Source organism: Salinispora goodfellowii, from assembly GCF_059570675.1.
Map to the genome: position 1 here is coordinate 70,686 of NZ_JCANTD010000016.1, position 17,606 is coordinate 88,291.

Consider the following 17,606-nt stretch of genomic DNA (forward strand, 5'->3'; position numbering starts at 1 on the left):
CTTTCCGTCGCTCACACCGCGCGGTCGAGGAACTCGAAGAGCTCCTCCGCCGTCGCCGACTCGAGGTCCTGCTCACCGTCGGTGTCCTCGGTCCCGCCGTTCAGGCGGGCGACGAGCGAGCGCAACCTCCGCTTGACACGTGCATGGGCGTCGTCGCCGGGCTCGACCGCGTCCAGCACGGCCTCCAGCCGGTCCAGCTCCTCCAGCGCGACCTCGGCGGCCGGCCTGGCGGGTGGCACGAGCGCGACCCGCAGGTGCGCCGCCAGCGCCATCGGCGTCGGGTGGTCGAAGACCAGCGTCGCCGGCAACCGCAGGCCGGTCACGCCGGCGATCCGGTTGCGCAGCTCGATGCCGGTCAGGGAGTCCATGCCGAGGTCGAGGAAGCCCCGCTCGGAGCGCACCTCGCCGCCGGACGGATAGCCGAGCACGACCGCGACGTGGGTGCGGACGAAGTCGAGCACGACCCGCTGCCGCTCCTCGTCGGGCAGCGCGATCAGCCGCTCGCGCAGCGGCGGCCCGTCGCTCTCGGCCGGCCGGCCGGCCGCGGACCGCACCGGCGTACGCACCAACGAGCGCAGCAGGTGCAGCAACGGTCCGGTCGCCGCGCTGAGCGCGCCCCGGGCGAACAGCAGGGGCACCACCACCGGCGCGGGGTGTCGCACCGCCGCGTCGAACAGCGTCATCCCGAACGAGGTCTCCATCGGTCGCAGGCCGGTCCGCTCGACCCGGCGCACGTCGAGTTCGGTAAGCGCCCCGGTCATCCCGGTCGGCTGCGCCCACGGGCCCCACGGCAGCGACTTCGCCACCAGCCCGTCCGCCCGGCGGCGCTGGGCCAGCGCGTCGAGGAACGCGTTGGCCGCCGCGTAGTTGCCCTGACCGGCGCCGCCGAAGGTGCCGGCGGCGGAGGAGAACAACACGAACGCGGTGAGGTCGAGACCGCGGGTGAGGTCGTGCAGGTTCATCGCGCCCCGGGCCTTGCCCCGCATCACCAGGTCGACCCGGCCGGGGTCGAGCGCCGCGATCACCCCGTCGTCCAGGACGCCGACCGCGTGCACCACGCCGGTGAGCGGCCGGTCGGCCGGGATCTCGGCGAGGACCTCGGCCAGCCGGTCCCGGTCCGCCGCGTCGCACGCCACCACCGTCGCCTCGGCGCCGAGGGCGGCGACGTCGGCGACCAGGTCGGCGGCGCCCGGAGCATCGGCGCCGCTGCGGCTGGTGACCAGGAAGTGGCGTACGCCGTGCACGCTCGCCAGGTGCCGCACCAGCGCGCTGCCCAGCGTGCCGGTGCCGCCGGTGACCAGGACGGTGCCGTCCGGCCCGAACGCCGGCGCGGTGTCGCCCTCGGCCGGCGCGACACGCACCAGGCGGGCCGCGCTGACCCGGCCGGCCCCGGCGGCGAGCTGCGGCTCGCCCGAGCACACCGCCGGGGGCAGCAGGTCGAGGTCGGCGTCGACGCCCAGGTCGAGCAGGACGAAGCGGTTCGGGTGCTCGGACTGGGCCGAGCGCAGCAGCCCCCAGGCCGCCGCCGGGGCGAGCGCCGGCTTCGCGCCGACCGCTCCCCGGGAGACCACCAGCAGGCGGGCCGGCTCGAAACGGTCGTCGCCGATCCACCGCTGGGCCAGCGCCAGGGCCTCGTGCACGCAGCCTGCCGCCCGGTCGACGGCGTCGCCGTCGCCGTCGGACGCGGACAGCGCGACCACCACCACCGCCGGATCGTCGTCGCCGGTGAAGTGGGCGGTGACGTCGTCGAACGTGGCGCAGGCGCTGACCCGGCCACCGGCGGCGCGCACCTGGTCGGCCAGCGGGGCGTCGCCGACGACCAGCCAGTGTCCCGGATCGGCCGGGGCGACGGCGAGGTCGCTCCAGTCCAGCTCGTACAGCGTGGTCGGCCGGGCCGCGCCGGACGCGCCGAACGAGGCCGGCAGCGGCCGGGCCACCAGCGCGTCCACCGCGACGACCGGCGCGCCCGTGGCGTCGGCGATCCGCACCACGACGGCGTTCTGCTCGGACCGGCCGAGCCGGACCCGGACCGTGTCCGCGCCGGTGGCCCACAGCCGCACCCCGCTGAACGAGAACGGCAGCTCGGCGCCCTGCGGCGCGCCGCCGGCGGCGTCCCGGTGCAGCGACCGGAGCAGCCCGATGCCGTGCAGGGCGGCGTCCAGCAGGGCCGGGTGCACCCCGTACGCCGCCGCGTCGTCCCCGTCGTCGGGCAGCGCGACCTCGGCGAACACCTCGCCGTCGCGTTGCCACAGGGCGCGCAGCCCCTGGAAGGCCGGCCCGTAGCCGTAGCCGCGCTCGGTCAGGTCGTCGTAGAAGCCGGCGGTGTCCACCGCCTGCGCCCCGGCCGGCGGCCACTCCCGCAGGTCGAAATCGGGGCCGGCCGTCACCGGAGCGAGGGTCGCGCTCGCGTAGCGGGTCCACTCCACCTCGTCGCCGGGGTCGGAGTCCGGGCGGGCGTAGACGGCGACGGTGCGGCGGCCGGTCTCCCCGGGCGCGCCGACCACGACCTGGATCCGGACCGCCTGCCGCTCGGTGAGCACCAGCGGCGCCTCCAGGGTCACCTCGTCCAGCGCCGCGGCGCCGACCCGCAGGCCGGCCTGCAACGCCAGCTCGACGAACGCGGTGCCGGGCAGCAGCACGGTCCCGAGCACCGCGTGGTCGCCCAACCAGCGCTGGTCGCCGGCGCCGAGCCGGCCGGTCAGCACCAGCCCGTCGCCGTCGGCAAGCGCCACGGCGGCGCCGAGCAGCGGGTGGCCGGCGTCGGTCAGGCCGGCGCCGCTCAGGTCGCCGGCCGGCGTCGTCCGCGCCGGGGTGAGCCAGTAGCGGCTGCGCTGGAACGCGTACGTCGGCAGCGGCACGATCGGCGCGGCGTGCCCGGCCAGCGCGGCCGACCAGTCGACGGTGCCGCCCTGGGCGTGCAGTTCGGCGGCCGAGCGCAGCACCCGGGTCAGGTCGCCCTCGTCGCGGCGCAGCGTGCCGACGACCGCGACGCGACGGTCCGCGTCGGCCTCGTCGAGCGTCGCGCGGACCGCCATGGCGAGCACCGGGTGGGCGCTGACCTCGACGAAGAAGTGGTAGCCGGCGTCGGCGAGGGCGCGCACGCCGGCGTCGAAGAGCACCGGCCGGCGCAGGTTGCGGAACCAGTACCCGGCGTCCATCGTGCCGGTGTCCGTCCACCCACCGTCCACCGTGGACCACATCGGGATGCGGCCCGGGCCGGGACGGACCGCGCCGAGCGCGGCGATCAGCTCGTCGCGCAGCGCGTCCATCTGTGGGCTGTGCGAGGCGTAGTCCACGGCGATCCGCCGGACCCGCACGCCGTCGGCGGCGCAGGCGTCGACGAAGGAGTCCAGGTCGTCGGCCGGGCCGGCCACCACAGTGGTCTCCGGCCCGTTGACGGCGGCGACCGACAGCTCGGGGTACGCGGCGAGCCGCTCCCGCACCGGGTCGGCGCCCAGCCACACCGACACCATGCCACCGGTGCCGGCGACGGTGCCGACGAGCTTGCTCCGCACGGCGACGATCCGGGCCGCGTCGTCGAGGCTGAGGCCGCCGGCCACGTGCGCGGCGACGATCTCGCCCTGCGAGTGGCCGACCACCGCGTCCGGCACCACGCCCCACGACTCCCACAGCCGGGTGAGCGCCACCATCACGGCGAACAGCACCGGCTGGACCACGTCGACCCGCTCCAGCGAGGCGGCGCCGGGCCGGTCGAGCAGAACGTCCTGCAGCGACCAGTCGAGGTGCGGCGCGAGCGCCAGGGCGCACTCGTCGATGGCGTCGGCGAACACCGGCGCGGTGTCCATCAGCGTGGCGGCCATGCCGATCCACTGGCTGCCCTGGCCCGGATAGACGAACACGGTCTCACCTGTCGTCACCGAGCCGGTCACCACGTCGGCGCAGGGGCGGGCGGCGACCAGGTCGTCCAGCCGGCCCAGCAGGTCGTCCCGGCCGGCGCCGAACAGCGCCGCCCGGTGTTCGAAGGCGGCCCGGGTGGTGGCCAGCGACCAGGCGACCGGGCCGGGCCCGGCGTCGGGTCGGCCGGCGAGGTGCCGGCGCAGCCGGTCGGCCTGCTCCCGCAGGGCGTCCTCGGTGCGGCCGGAGAGCAGCCAGGCCAGCGGCGCCGCCGACGCCGGCGCGTCGGCCTCGGCGGCGGGGGAATCCGGGGCCTGCTCGACGATGGCGTGCGCATTGGTGCCGGTGCCGCCGAACGACGAGATGCCGGCCCGGCGCGGGCCGCCGGTGGCCGGCCAGGCCCGCCCCTCGGTCAGCAGCCGGACCGCGCCGCGCCCCCAGTCCACGTGCGGGGTGGGCTCGTCGACGTGCAGGCTCGGCGGCAGCACGCCGTGCCGGACGGCCATCACCGCCTTGATCACGCCGGCCACGCCGGCCGCCGACTGGGTGTGCCCGATGTTCGACTTGACCGAGCCGAGCCAGAGCGGACGGTCGTCCGGCCGGTTCTGCCCGTACGTCGCGATGATGGCCTGCGCCTCGATCGGGTCGCCGAGCGTGGTGCCGGTGCCGTGTGCCTCGACCAGGTCGACGTCGGCCGGCGCCAGGCCGGCGTTCGCCAGCGCCTGCGCGATCACCCGCTGCTGGGAGGGGCCGTTGGGGGCGGTCAGGCCGTTGGAGGCGCCGTCCTGGTTGGTCGCCGTGGCGGCGACCACCGCGAGCACCGGGTGCCCGTTGCGGATCGCGTCGGAGAGACGCTCCAGCAGGACCACGCCCGCGCCCTCGCCCCAGCCGGTGCCGTCGGCCGCCGCCGCGAACGGCTTGCAGCGGCCGTCCGGGGCCAGGCCACGCTGGCGGCTGAACTCGGTGAACGAGGTAGGCGTGGGCAGCACGGCGACGCCGCCGGCCAGCGCCAGGTCGCACTCGCCCTGCCGCAGCGCCTGTGCGCCCAGGTGCAGGGCCACCAGCGACGAGGAGCAGGCGGTGTCCACGGTGACCGCCGGCCCCTCCAGCCCGAGCCCGTAGGCGACCCGGCCGGAGACGGCGGCGGTGCCGGTGCCGGCCAGGAAGAAGCCCTCGGTCGCGCCGAGCCCCAGGTGCGCGCCCATGCCGTAGCCCTGGAACGAGGTGCCGACGAAGACCCCGGTGCGGCTGCGGGCCAACGTCTGCGGGTTGATGCCGCCGCGCTCGATGGCCTCCCAGGACGTTTCCAGCAGGATCCGCTGCTGCGGATCCATCGCCAGCGCCTCGCGGGGGCTGATGCTGAAGAACCCGGCGTCGAAGTCACCGGCGTCGTAGATGAACCCGCCCTCGCGGACGTAGGAGGCGCCCGGCGCGTCGGGGTCCGGGTCGTAGAGCGCGTCGAGGTCCCAGCCGCGGTCGTCGGGGAACCCGTCGACCGCGTCGACGCCGTTGACCACCATGTCCCACAGCTCCTCCGGGCTGCGCACGCCACCGGCGTACCGGCAGCTCATGCCCACGATGGCGATCGGTTCGTCGGCGCCGGCGGCGGCCGTCGCGGCGGTCTCGGCCGGCGCCTCGCCGAGCAGCTCGGCGCGCAGGTGCTCGGCGAGCAGCGCCGGGGTCGGGTAGTCGAAGATGAGCGTGGTGGGTAGCTGCAGGCCGGTGGCCGCGCGCAGCTTGTTGCGGACGTCGACCGCGGTGACCGAGTCGAAGCCCAGCTCCCGGAAGGCCCGGGTGGGCGCGATCTCCTCCACCCCGGTGTGCCCGAGCGTGTCGGCGGCCAAGTTGCGCACCAGGTCCTGCAGGAAACGCTTGCGCTCGCCGGCCGGCAGCGCGCTCAGCCGGGCGGCGAACTCGCCCGTCTCGCCGTCGGCGCCGCCGGGCCGGTCCGCCTCCCGCCCGACGCGCGCCTCCGGGATCTCGTCGACGAGCGGTCGCCGGCGGGCGGCGGTGTAGCTGGGCGCGAACCTCTCCCAGTCGATGTCGGCGACGGTCAGGTGCGGCTCCGGCTCGCCCATCGCCTGGTCCAGCGCGGCCAGTGCGAGCTGCGGCGGCATCGGGCGCAGACCGCGCCGGGCGAGCTGGGCGACCGCGTCGGCGGTGGCCATGCCGCTGCCCTCCCAACCGCCCCAGGAGACCGCCAGCGCGGCCTGGCCGCGCTCGTGCCGCTGCCGGCACAGGGCGTCCAGGTAGGCGTTGCCGGCGGCGTACGCGGCCTGGCCGCCGCCGCCCCACACGCTCGCGCCGGAGGAGAAGACCACGAACGCCTCGAGGTCGTCGCCGGCCAACTCGTCGAGGTTGCGGGCGCCGGTCGCCTTCCCGCGTACGGTGGCGGCCAGCTCGGCCGGGTCGATGTCGGTGATCGCGGTGGACTGGGCGACCCCGGCGGCGTGGAAGACGGCGGTCAGCGGGGCGGCGTCGTCGACGCCGGCGAGCAGCGCGCGCAGCGCGTCGCGGTCGGCCACGTCGCAGGCGACGATCCGCACCCGCGCGCCGAGCGCGGCGAGTTCCCCGGCCAGTTCCGCCGCGCCGGGCGCGTCGGGGCCGCGGCGGCTGGTCAGCAGCAGCCGTTGCGCGCCGGCGGTGGCCAGCCGGCGGGCCACGTGGGCGCCGATCGTGCCGGTCCCGCCGGTGATCAGCACCGTGCCGCGCAGGCTCGGCGCGGGCCGGCGGTTCGGGTTCGGCGCGGCGCGCACCATCCGCCGGGCGAGGACGCCGGAGGCCCGTACGGCGAGTTGGTCCTCGTCGCCGAGCCCGGCCAGCACGGCCGCGATCCGGCCGGCGGCGCGGCCGTCGACGACCGGCGGGAGGTCGATCAGGCCGCCGAACCGGCCGGGCTGTTCCAGGCTCGCCACCAGGCCCAGCCCCCAGCTCTGGGCCTGGGTGGCGCCGGTGATCCGGTCGGCCGGGGAGACGCTCACCGCGCCCCGGGTGGCGAGCCAGAGCGGCACGTCCCGGTCGCCGCGGGCGTGCTCCTGGATCAACGCCAGGTTGCCGACGGTGCCGCGGGTGACGTCCGGCCAGTCCGGGTGCGGTGCCTCGTCCAGCGCCAGCAGCGACACGATGCCGGCGAGGTCTGCCGCGCCGGCGTCGGTGACCACCTCGGCGCCGTGCGCGGTGAGCAGCCGGTCGACCTCGGCGGCCGTCGGGTCCCCGTCCGGGGCGACGAGCAGCCACCGGCCGGACAGCGTCGCCGGGCCGCCGGCCGGCGCCGGTCGCCACTCGACCCGGTAGCGCCAGGCGTCGACGGTGCGGCGGCGCTGCTCCCGCGAGCGCCAGGAGGCCAGCACCGGCAGCACCGGGGCGATCCGGTCGGCGTCGTCGGCGCCGAACGCCTCGATCAGCGGGGCCAGGTCGGAGCGTTCGACCGCGTCCCAGAACCCGGCCTCGGCGGCGTCGGAGGTGGTGCCGGTGGTGGCGGCGGGGTTCGCCTCCAGCCAGAACCGCTGGTGCTGGAACGCGTAGGTGGGCAGCGGCATCGGCGGCGCGGCGCCGTCGACCCGCGACGGCAGCGCGGTCCAGTCGAACCGGACGCCCCGGGCGTACGCCTCGGCCACCGAGGCCCGGAACCGGTCCGGGCCGCCCTCGTCGCGCCGCAGCGAGCCGACCGCGACCGCCTCGACGTTCGCGTCCTCGGCGGCGTCCTGCACCGCGTGCACCAGCACCGGGTGGGTGCTGGCCTCGACGAAGACGGTGTGCCCGTCGCGCAGCAGCCGCCGCACCGCGTCGGCGAAGCGGACCGTCTGCCGGATGTTGCGGTACCAGTACGCCGCGTCCAGCCCGGCGGTGTCCACCGGTGCACCGGTGACGGTGGAGTAGAACACCGGGCCGTCGCCAGCGCGGGGGCTGATGCCGGCCAGCTCGGCCAGCACGGGTTCGCGCAGCACGTCCATGTGCCAGGAGTGGGCCGCGCCGGGGATGCGGATCTTGCGGACCCGGACGCCCTCGGTGGACAGGTCGGCGAACAGCCGGTCGGCGGTCTGCGGGTCGCCGGCCACCGAGACGGTGCGGGGGCCGTTGACGGCCACGACGTCCAGGCCGGGGTAGTCGGCCAGCCGGCCCTCCACCTCGGCGGCGGGCAGCGACACGGCGACCATCGCGCCGGCGATCTGGGCGCCCCGCTCGGCCAGCAGGCGGCTGCGCACCGCGATCACCGTGGCGGCGTCGTCCAGGGTCAGGCCACCGGCCAGGTAGGCGGCGGCCACCTCACCCTGGGAGTGGCCGACCACGGCGGCCGGCTCGACGCCCTCGGCGCGCCACAGCTCGGCCAGCGAGACCATTGTCGCGAACAGGGCGGGCTGGACCACCGCGACGTCGTCGAGCGACCGCTGCGGGTCGGCGCCGCGCAGCACGTCGGTCACCGACCAGCCGAGCCGGGGCCGCAGCGCGGCGTCGCACGCCTCGACCGAGGCGCGGAAGACCGGCGAGGACGCCAGCAGCCCCTCGGCCATGCCGAGCCACTGCGGGCCCTGGCCGGGGAAGACGAAGGCGACCTTCCCGCCGGCGCCGGCGACGCCCCGGACCAGGCCGGGCGCGCCGCGGTCGGCGGCGAGCGCGTCGAGCAGCCCGGGGTAGCCGTCCCGGTCGTCGGCGAACAGCACCGCGCGGTGCGGCAGCCGGCCCCGGGTGGTGCTCAGCGCGTACGCCACGTCGTCCGGCCGCCAGCCGGGCTCGGCGTCGAGGTGGGCACGCAACCGCGCGGCCTGCGCGCGCAGCGCCTTGGCGGTGCGGGCCGACAGCAGCCACGGGCCGCCGGCCCGGTCGACGGTGCGCCCGGCCGCCGGCGGGGCCTGCTCGATGATCACGTGGGCGTTGGTGCCGCTCATGCCGAACGAGGACACGCCGGCCCGGCGGACCCGCTCCGCGGCGGGCCACGGCACCGGCTCGGTGAGCAGCCGGACACCGCCGGCGGACCAGTCGACGTGCGCGGACGGGCGGTCGACGTGCAGGGTGGCGGGCAGCAGCCCGTGCCGCAGCGCCAGCACCATCTTGATGATCCCGGCCACGCCGGCCGCCGACTGGGTGTGCCCGATGTTCGACTTGATCGAACCCAGCCGCAGCGGGGCGTCGTCGGGGTGCTCCCGGCCGTACGTGGCCAGCAGCGCCTGCGCCTCGATCGGGTCACCGAGGGCGGTGCCGGTGCCGTGCGCCTCCACCGCGTCCACGTCGGCGGCGGTGAGCCCGGCGTGCCGCAGCGCCGCGGCGATGACCCGCTGCTGCGACGGCCCGTTCGGCGCGGTGAGCCCGTTGCTGGCCCCGTCGTGGTTGACCGCCGACCCGGCGACCAGGGCGAGGACCGGGTGACCGTGGCGGCGGGCGTCGCTGAGCCGCTCGATCAGCACGACGCCGGCGCCCTCGCCCCACCCGGTGCCGTCGGCGCCGTCGGCGAACGCCTTGCAGCGCCCGTCCGGGGCGAGCGCGCCGCCACGGCTGCTGTCCAGGAACATGCCGGGGGTGGTCATCACGGTGGCGCCGCCGGCGATCGCCAGGTCGCACTCGCCGTGCCGCAGCGCCTCGGCCGCCAGGTGCAGCGCCACCAGGGAGGACGAGCAGGCGGTGTCCACGGTGACCGCCGGGCCCTCCAGGCCGAACGTGTAGGAGAGCCGGCCGGCGACCACGCTCGTCGCGGTGCCGGTGAGCAGGTGCGGTTCGGAGCCCTCGGGCAACCGCAGGTCGCCGACGCCGTAGCCGGTGGTGGCGGCGCCGACGTAGACGCCGGTGCGGCTGCCGCGCAGCGTCTCCGGGTCGATGCCGGCCCGCTCGAACGCCTCCCACGACGTCTCCAGCAGCAGCCGCTGCTGCGGGTCCATGGTGACCGCCTCGCGCGGGCTGATCGCGAAGAAGCCGGCGTCGAAGTCGGCCACGCCGTCGACGAAGCCGCCCTCGAAGGTGTACGAGGTGCCCGGCTCGAAGAGGTGCTCGACGTGCCAGCCGCGGTCGTCCGGGAACGCGCCGACCGCGTCGACGCCCCCGGCGACGATGCGCCACAGCGCCTCCGGGGTGTCGGCCCCGCCCGGGAACCGGCAGCCCATGCCCACGATGGCGATCGGGTCGTCGGCCGGCCCGCCCCGCGGGACGGTCGCCGGGGTGACGCCGGGCGCGTCGGCGGCGCCGCCGCCCAGTTCCACGTCGAGGAAGGCGGCGACGGCCGCCGGGGTCGGGTGGTCGAAGACCAGGGTGGCGGGCAGCCGGGTGCCCAGCGCCGCGCGCAGCCGGTTGCGCAGCTCGATCGAGGTCAGCGAGTCGAAGCCGATCTCCTTGAACGGCCGGTCCGGTTCGACCGCCTGCGGGCCGGGCAGGCCGAGCACCGCGGCGGCGTCGGCGCGTACCTGCTCCAGCAGGGCGGCCCGGTCCGGCCGCGGCCGGCCGGTGTCGCGGACGGTCCCGGCCGCGCGGCGCTGCGGGGCGCGGGTCAGCTCGGTCAGCACGGCCGGCAGGTCGGCGGCACGGGCGGCCAGCGCGGCCGGGTCGAACCCGGTCGGGACGAGGACCGGCGCGGCGGCGGCGAGCGCGGCGTCCAGCAGCGCGAGCCCGTCGGCCTCGGCCAGCGGCGGGAAACCGGAGGCGGCCAGGCGGGCGCGGTCGCCGTCGGAGAGCTGCCCGACCATGCCGCCGCCGGACCACGGGCCCCAGGCCAGCGACTGGGCGGGCAGGCCGGCCGCCCGGCGTCGCGTCGCCAGCGCGTCGAGGAGGCTGTTCGCCGCCGCGTACCCGGCCTGCCCGGCGCTGCCGACGGTGCCGGCCAGCGCGGAGAAGACCACGAACGCGGCGAGGTCGAGGCCGCGGGTCAACTCGTCCAGGTGCAGCGCCGCGTCGGCCTTGGGGCGCAGCACGGTGTCCAGCCGCTGCGGGGTCAGCGCGGCGACGACCCCGTCGTCGAGCACGCCGGCCAGGTGCAGGACGGCGGTCAGCGGCCGGTCGGCGGGGATGGTGTCGATCAGCGCGGCGAGCGCGGCCCGGTCGCCGACGTCGCAGGCGACCACCTCGGCGCCCGCCGGCACGCCGTCGGCCGGGTCGACGCCGTCGGGCCCGCGGCGGCCGGCGAGGATCAGGTGCCGGACGCCGTGCTCGGCGGCCAGGTGCCGGGCGAGCAGGGTGCCGAGCCGGCCGGTGCCGCCGGTGATCAGAACCGTGCCGTCCTTCTCGAGCGGCCGGGGCACGGTGAGCACCACCTTGCCGACGTGCCGCGCCTGGCTGACGTGCCGGAACGCCTCGGGCGCCCGGCGCACGTCCCAGGCGCGCACCGGCGACAGGCGCAGGCTGCCGTCGGCGAACAGCTCCCGCAGCCGGCCGAGGATCTCCTGGATGCGGTCGGGCCCGGCGTCGATCAGGTCGAAGGAGCGGTAGGTGACGCCCGGGTGGGTGGCGGCGACCGCCGCCGGGTCCCGCACGTCGCTCTTGCCCATCTCGACGAACGTGCCGCCGCCGGCCAGCAGTCGCAGCGAGGCGTCCACGAACTCGCCGGCCAGGCTGTTCAGCACCACGTCGACGCGGTCGAACGCGGTCGCGAAGCCGACGTCCCGCGACGACGCGATGTGCGCGTCGTCCAGGCCCAGCCCGCGCAGCACGTCCCACTTCGCCGGGCTCGCGGTGGCGAAGACCTCGGCGCCGAGGTGCCGGGCGAGTTGCACCGCGGCCAGGCCGACGCCGCCGGTCGCGGCGTGGATCAGCACCGACTGGCCGGCGCTGAGCGCGCCGAGGTCGTGCAGGCCGTACAGGGCGGTGCCGTAGACGATCGGCACCGACGCCGCCTCGGCGAACGTCCACCGCTCGGGCATCGGCGCGAGCACCCGGTGGTCGGCCACCGCGACCGGGCCGAACGATCCGGGACAGAGGCCGAAGACGCGGTCGCCGGGGCGCAGCGTGGCGACGTCCGGCGCGACCTCCAGCACGACGCCCGCCACCTCGGCGCCGAGTTCGACGCGGCCCGGGTACATGCCGAGCGCGGCCAGCACGTCGCGGAAGTTCAGCCCGGCGGCGCGCACCGAGAGGCGGACCTGGCCGGGGGCCAGCGGCGCGTCCGCGCCGGACGGCACCAGCGCGAGCTGGTCGAGGGTGCCGCGCTCCGGCAGCGCCAGCCGCCAGTGCGCGGTGTCGGCGGGCGGGACGAGGTCGGCGGCCGGTTCCGCGCGGCGCAGCCGGGCCCGGTACAGGCCGCCCGGCCGGACCGCCAGTTGCGGCTCGCCGGTGGCCAGCCCGGCCGCCAGCGCGGGCAGCGGGTCGGGTGCGACGAGCGGACCGCCGGGCAGGTCGACGAGCACGACACGGTCCGGGTCCTCGGCCTGGGCCGACCGGACGAGCCCCCAGACGGCCGCGCCGGCCAGGTCGGTGACCTCGTCGCCCGGCTCGGCCGCGACCGCCCCGCGGGTGACCACGACCAGGCGGTCGGTGGTCTCCCGGGGGCGGTTGAGCAGGTCGAGCGTGCGCGCGGTGGCGGCCCGGACGCCCTCGGCGGTCGGCGCGTACCCGAGCACCGGGGCGAGCAGGACGGCGGCGTCGGCGCCGACCGGAACGCCGACGCCGATCGGGTCGCCGTCGAGCTGCGCCCAGTCCGGCGCCGGGGTGTCGTCGGCGGCCAGCGGGGACCAGGCCAACCGCAGCAGCGCCGCCGGCCCGGCCGCCCGGGCCGCGAACTGCGCCCCGGCGATCGGGCGCAGCAGCACCCGGTCGACGGTGAGCACCGGCGCGCCGGTGTCGTCGTACGCGTCGAGGCGGACCGCGTCCACGCCGTCCGGGACGAGCCGGACCCGCAGCGTGGTCGCGCCGGCAGCCCGCAGGGTGACCCCGGTGAAGGAGAACGGCAGGCCGGTGAAGCCGTCCTGCGCCGCCGCCCGGGCGGCGAGCGCCTGCAACCCCGCGTCGAACAGGGCCGGGTGCAGACCGTACCGGCGGGCGTCGGACTCCTCGCCCGCCGGCAGGCGCAGCTCGGCCAGGATCTCGTCGCCGGCCCGCCAGGCCGACCGGATGCCCCGGAACACCGGGCCGTAGGCCAGGCCGGCGGCGTCGTAGCCGGCGTAGAGCGCCGCCACGTCGATCCGCTCGGCGTCGGCCGGCGGCCAGTCCGGCGCGGGCGGCGCCGGGGTGCCCGCCGTGGCGGGGGCGAGCACACCCGTCGCGTGCACGGTCCACGGTTCCTCGGGCCAGCCGTCGGCGGAGGCGTCCGCCACCCGGGAGTGGACGGTGACGTCCCGGCGGCCACGCGCGTCCGCCGCGCCCACCTGCACCTGCACCTGCACGGCGGCCTCGGCCGGCACCACCAGCGGCGTCTGCAGGACCAGTTCCTGCACCACGCCGCAGCCGACCTGGTCGCCGGCCCGCACGGCGGCCTCGGCCAGCGCGGTGCCGGGCAGCACGATCCGGCCGAGCACCACGTGGTCGGCGAGCGCCGGATGGGTGGCCACCGACAGGCGGCCGGTGAACAGCGCCTCGTCGCCGCCGGCCAGCATGACGCCGGCGCCGAGCAGCGGATGGCCGGTCACGCCGAGACCGGCGGCGGCGACGTCGCCCCAGCCCGGCGCCGGCCTCGGCCAGAACCGCTGCCGGGCGAACGGGTAGGTGGGCAGCGCGACGATCCGGCCGGCCGGGCCGTTGACGGCGGTCCAGTCGACCGGCACGCCGCCGGCGTACGCGCCGGCGAGCGCGGCCCACAGCGCCGCGGCCTCGGGGCGGTCGCGGCGCCCGGTGGCGACGGCCGTGACGTCGTCCAGGTGCTCGGCGGCCAGCGCGGTGAGCGGGCCGTCCGGCCCGATCTCCAGGTATGCGGTGGTCTCCCGCGCGTGCAGCCAGTCCAGGCCGTCGGCGAAGCGGACCGTGCCGCGCACGTGCCGCACCCAGTAGTCGGCGTCCATCCGGTCGACCGGCTCACCGGTCAGGTTGGACACCACGGGCACCCGCGGCGCGGCGTAACGGAGACCCTCCGCCACCGCCCGGAAGTCGTCGAGCATGGCGTCCATGCGGGGCGAGTGGAAGGCGTGCGAGACCTGGAGCCGCTTGGTCTGCCAGCCCCGCTCCCGCCACCGGCCGTCGAGCGCGTCGAGCGCGTCGGCGTCGCCGGAGACCACCACGGCGGCCGAGCCGTTGACCGCGGCGACGTCCACGCCGTCGACCAGCTCGGCGCGGACCGCCGCCTCCGGGGCCGCCACCGCCAGCATCGCGCCGCCGGCCGGGAGGGCCTGCATCAGCCGGCCCCGGGCGGCGACCAGCGTGCAGGCGTCGGCCAGGTCGAGCACGCCGGCCACGTGCGCGGCGGCGATCTCGCCGACCGAGTGGCCGAGCAACCGGTCGGGTACCACGCCCCAGTGTGCGAGCTGGCGGGCCAGTGCCACCTCGAAGGCGAACAAGCCGGCCTGGGTGTGGACGGTCTGATGGATCTCCTCGCACCGGAGTGCCGCGCGGAGTCCGTCGAAGCGGGCGCAGATCGCGTCGAAGGTCTCCGCGAAGACCGGGAACCGCGCGGCCAGGTCCGCGCCCATCCCGATCCGCTGCGCGCCCTGACCGGTGAACAGGAAGGCCACCTTGCCGTCGCGGGCCGCGCCGCGCACGACGCCGTCGTGCTCCGCGCCGGACTCCACCGCGGCCAGCGCGGCCAGCAGTTCGGCCCGGTCGGTGGCCCGGACGACGGCCCGGTGCGTCATCGCGGCCCGTGCGGTGGCCAGCGTGCGGGCGACGTCGGCGGGCCGGATCGCCGGGTCGGCGTCCACCGCGGCGCGCAGCCGGGCGGCCTGCCGACGCAGCGCCTCGCCGGTACGCGCCGAGACGGGCACCGTCACCGGCCCGTCGGCATCCCCGGTCGCCTCCGCCGCGGCGGGCGCCGGGGACTGTTCGAGGATGATGTGCGCGTTGGTGCCGCTGACCCCGAACGAGGAGACGCCGGCCCGGCGGGGGTGGCCGGTCTCCGGCCAGTCCCGGTTCCCGGCCAGCAGGCTGACCCGGCCGGCGTCCCAGTCGACGTTGGAGGTGGGCCGGTCGAGGTGCAGGGTGCCGGGCAACACGCCGTGCCGCAACGCCATGACCATCTTGATGATGCCGGCCACGCCGGCGGCGGCCTGCGGGTGGCCGATGTTCGACTTGACCGAGCCCAGGTAGAGCGGTTCGCCGGTGCGGCCCTGGCCGTACGTGGCGAGCAGCGCCTGCGCCTCGATCGGGTCGCCGAGGGTGGTGCCGGTGCCGTGGCCCTCGACCGCGTCGACGTCGGCGGGGGTGAGCCCGGCGTTGGTGAGCGCCTCCAGGATCACCCGCTGCTGGGCCGGGCCGTTCGGGGCGGTCAGCCCGTTGGACGCGCCGTCTGAGTTGACCGCGCTGCCCCGCACCACCGCCAGGATCGGGTGGCCGTGACGCTGCGCGTCGGACAGCCGCTCGACGAGCAGCACGCCGACGCCCTCGGACCAGCCGGTGCCGTCGGCGGCCTCGGCGAACGACTTGCAGCGGCCGTCGCCGGCCAGGCCGCGCTGGCGGCTGAACTCGGTGAACACGCCGGGCGTCGCCATCACCGTGACCCCGCCGGCGATGGCGAGGGAGCACTCGTTCTGCCGCAGCGACTGGCAGGCCAGGTGCAGCGCGACGAGCGACGACGAGCACGCGGTGTCCACGGTGAGCGCCGGGCCCGTCAGCCCCAGCACGTACGAGATCCGGCCGGACACGACCGCGGTGGCGCCGCCGGTGAGCAGGTAGCCCTCGCTGTCCGAGCCCGCGTTGCCGAACAGCGCGAGGTAGTTCTGGTCGTTGGTGCCGGCGAAGACCCCGGTGCGGCTGCCGCGCAGCGACGTCGGGTCGATGCCGGCCCGCTCGATCGCCTCCCACGTCGACTCCAGCAGGATCCGCTGCTGCGGGTCCATGGCGAGCGCCTCGCGCGGCGAGATGCCGAAGAACGCCGGGTCGAAGTCCCCGGCGCCGTCGATGAAGCCGCCCTCGCGCACGTAGCTGCTGGCCGGCCGGTCGGGGTCGGCGTCGAAGAGCCGGCTCAGGTCCCAGCCCCGGTCGGTCGGGAACGCGCCGATGCCGTCGCGCCCCTGCGCCACCAGGTCCCACAGCTCGTCGGGCGAGCCGGCGCCACCGGGGTAGCGGCAACTCATCCCGACGATGGCGATGGGTTCCCGGCCGCCGTCCTCGACCTCCCGCAGTCGCTGGCGCGCCCGGTGCAGGTCGGTGGTGACCAGCTTCAGATAGTCGCGAAGCGTGTCGTTGTCAGCCATCAGTGAGGACCTCATTTTGCGACGGGGTGCGCCTGGCGGGGCCGTGACCAGGCCGGATCGGCCACGGCTGACGCTAACGGCGGCCCGGAGCGCCGGACACCCCTAGCCGGGGCGGGCGGCACCCTTCAACCAGCGGCGGCGTCGGCGAGGTCAGGGGTTGCGCGGTGTGCGCGGCGCTGGCGACAGTGACCGCACATCCGACAGATCGGCGACCACCATGACGACTGCTGGGACCAGGCTGCTGTTCGACCTGCGGGACCCCGCGCTGCAGGACGACCGCTACGGCTACTACAGGCGGGTCCGCGACGTCGAGCCGGTGCACCGGTCGCCCCTGGGCTACTGGGTGATCACCGGCTACGACGAGTGCGACGCGGTGCTGCGTTCCCCGGGGGTCAGCACCGACTTCACCGACGATCCGCAGTGGGCGCGGGTACGCGGCGGGCCGGACAGCCCGGTCGTCGCCAGCGCCCGCCGGTGGATGCTCACCCGCGGCGGCGGCGACCACCGGCGGCTGCGCCGGATGGTGTCGCGGGCGTTGTCGCCGGCCGCCATGGCGCGGCTGCGCCCACGGATCCGCACGCTGGTCAACGAGATGATCGACGCGATGGGCGAGGGCGAGGCGGACCTGATCAGCGGGCTCGCACTGCCGCTGCCGGTCGTCGTGGTGTGCGAACTGGTGGGCATCCCCCTGGCCGACGCCGACCGGTGCCGGCAGTGGACGAACACCATCGCCGACGTGGTCGACCCGATGGTCACGCCGCGGATGCGCCGGCGGATGAACGAGGCGGTCCCGGAGTTCAGCGCGTACATCGCCGAGAGGCTCGCCGAGCGCCGGGCCGAGCCGCGCGACGACCTGCTGTCGATCCTGCTGGAGCCGGACGCCAGGGGCGACCGGCTCAGCGACGAGGACATCGCGGCGCAGATCCTGGTGCTGTTCAACGCCGGGCACGAGACGTCGGTCAACGTGATCGGCAACGGCATGGTGTCGCTGCTGCAGAACCCGGATCAGCTCCGGCTGCTGCGGGAGCACCCGGAGCTGGTCGAGCGCAGCTTCGACGAACTGTCCCGGCACAACTCCGCCGTGCAGATCATGGCCCGGCAGACCGTCGCGCCGGTCCAGGTCGGCGGCGTCACGATCCCGGCCGGGGCGTCGGTCTTCATCGTGCTCGGCGCGGCCCACCACGACCCGGTGAAGTATCCGGACCCGGAGCGGTTCGACGTCACCCGCACCGGCACGTCCCCGCTCATCTTCGGCTCCGGCCCGCACTACTGCATCGCCGCGACGCTCGGCAGGATGGAGGTCGTGATCGCGTTCGAGGAACTGCTGCGCCGATACTCCTCGATCGAGCTGGCGACCACCGAGCTGCCGTGGTACTCGCACTTCACGTTCCTGCTCGGCCTGCGCAGCCTGCCGCTGCGCCTGACGTACGCCAGGTGACCTTCCACCGCGACGGGGCTCGGGCTTTCGCCTGAGCCCCGTCGCCGTGCCTCAGCCCAGGT

General features: G+C 76.7%; 2 protein-coding genes. One reads left to right on the plus strand and one right to left on the minus strand.

What is annotated here, in order from left to right; all coding sequences use genetic code 11:
• Positions 1–11 precede the first annotated feature (11 nt).
• A complete protein-coding gene (locus T398_RS16260) occupies positions 12–16,106 on the minus strand; it encodes a type I polyketide synthase (RefSeq protein WP_496447900.1) in 16,095 nt (5,364 codons plus the stop codon).
• Positions 16,107–16,323: 217 nt separating this feature from the next.
• Here T398_RS16260 and T398_RS16265 point away from each other — a divergent pair, with 217 nt between their 5' ends.
• Positions 16,324–17,544, plus strand: a complete 1,221-nt coding sequence (locus tag T398_RS16265; protein WP_496447902.1) for a cytochrome P450 — start codon at positions 16,324–16,326, stop codon at positions 17,542–17,544.
• The last annotated feature ends 62 nt before the right edge of the window (positions 17,545–17,606 follow it).

What these genes read in the sequence shown, in the direction of transcription:
- T398_RS16260 (WP_496447900.1), bottom strand. Translation starts at nt 16,106, where the DNA reads ATGGCTGACAACGACACGCTTCGCGACTATCTGAAGCTGGTCACCACC.
- T398_RS16265 (WP_496447902.1), top strand. Translation starts at nt 16,324, where the DNA reads ATGACGACTGCTGGGACCAGGCTGCTGTTCGACCTGCGGGACCCCGCG.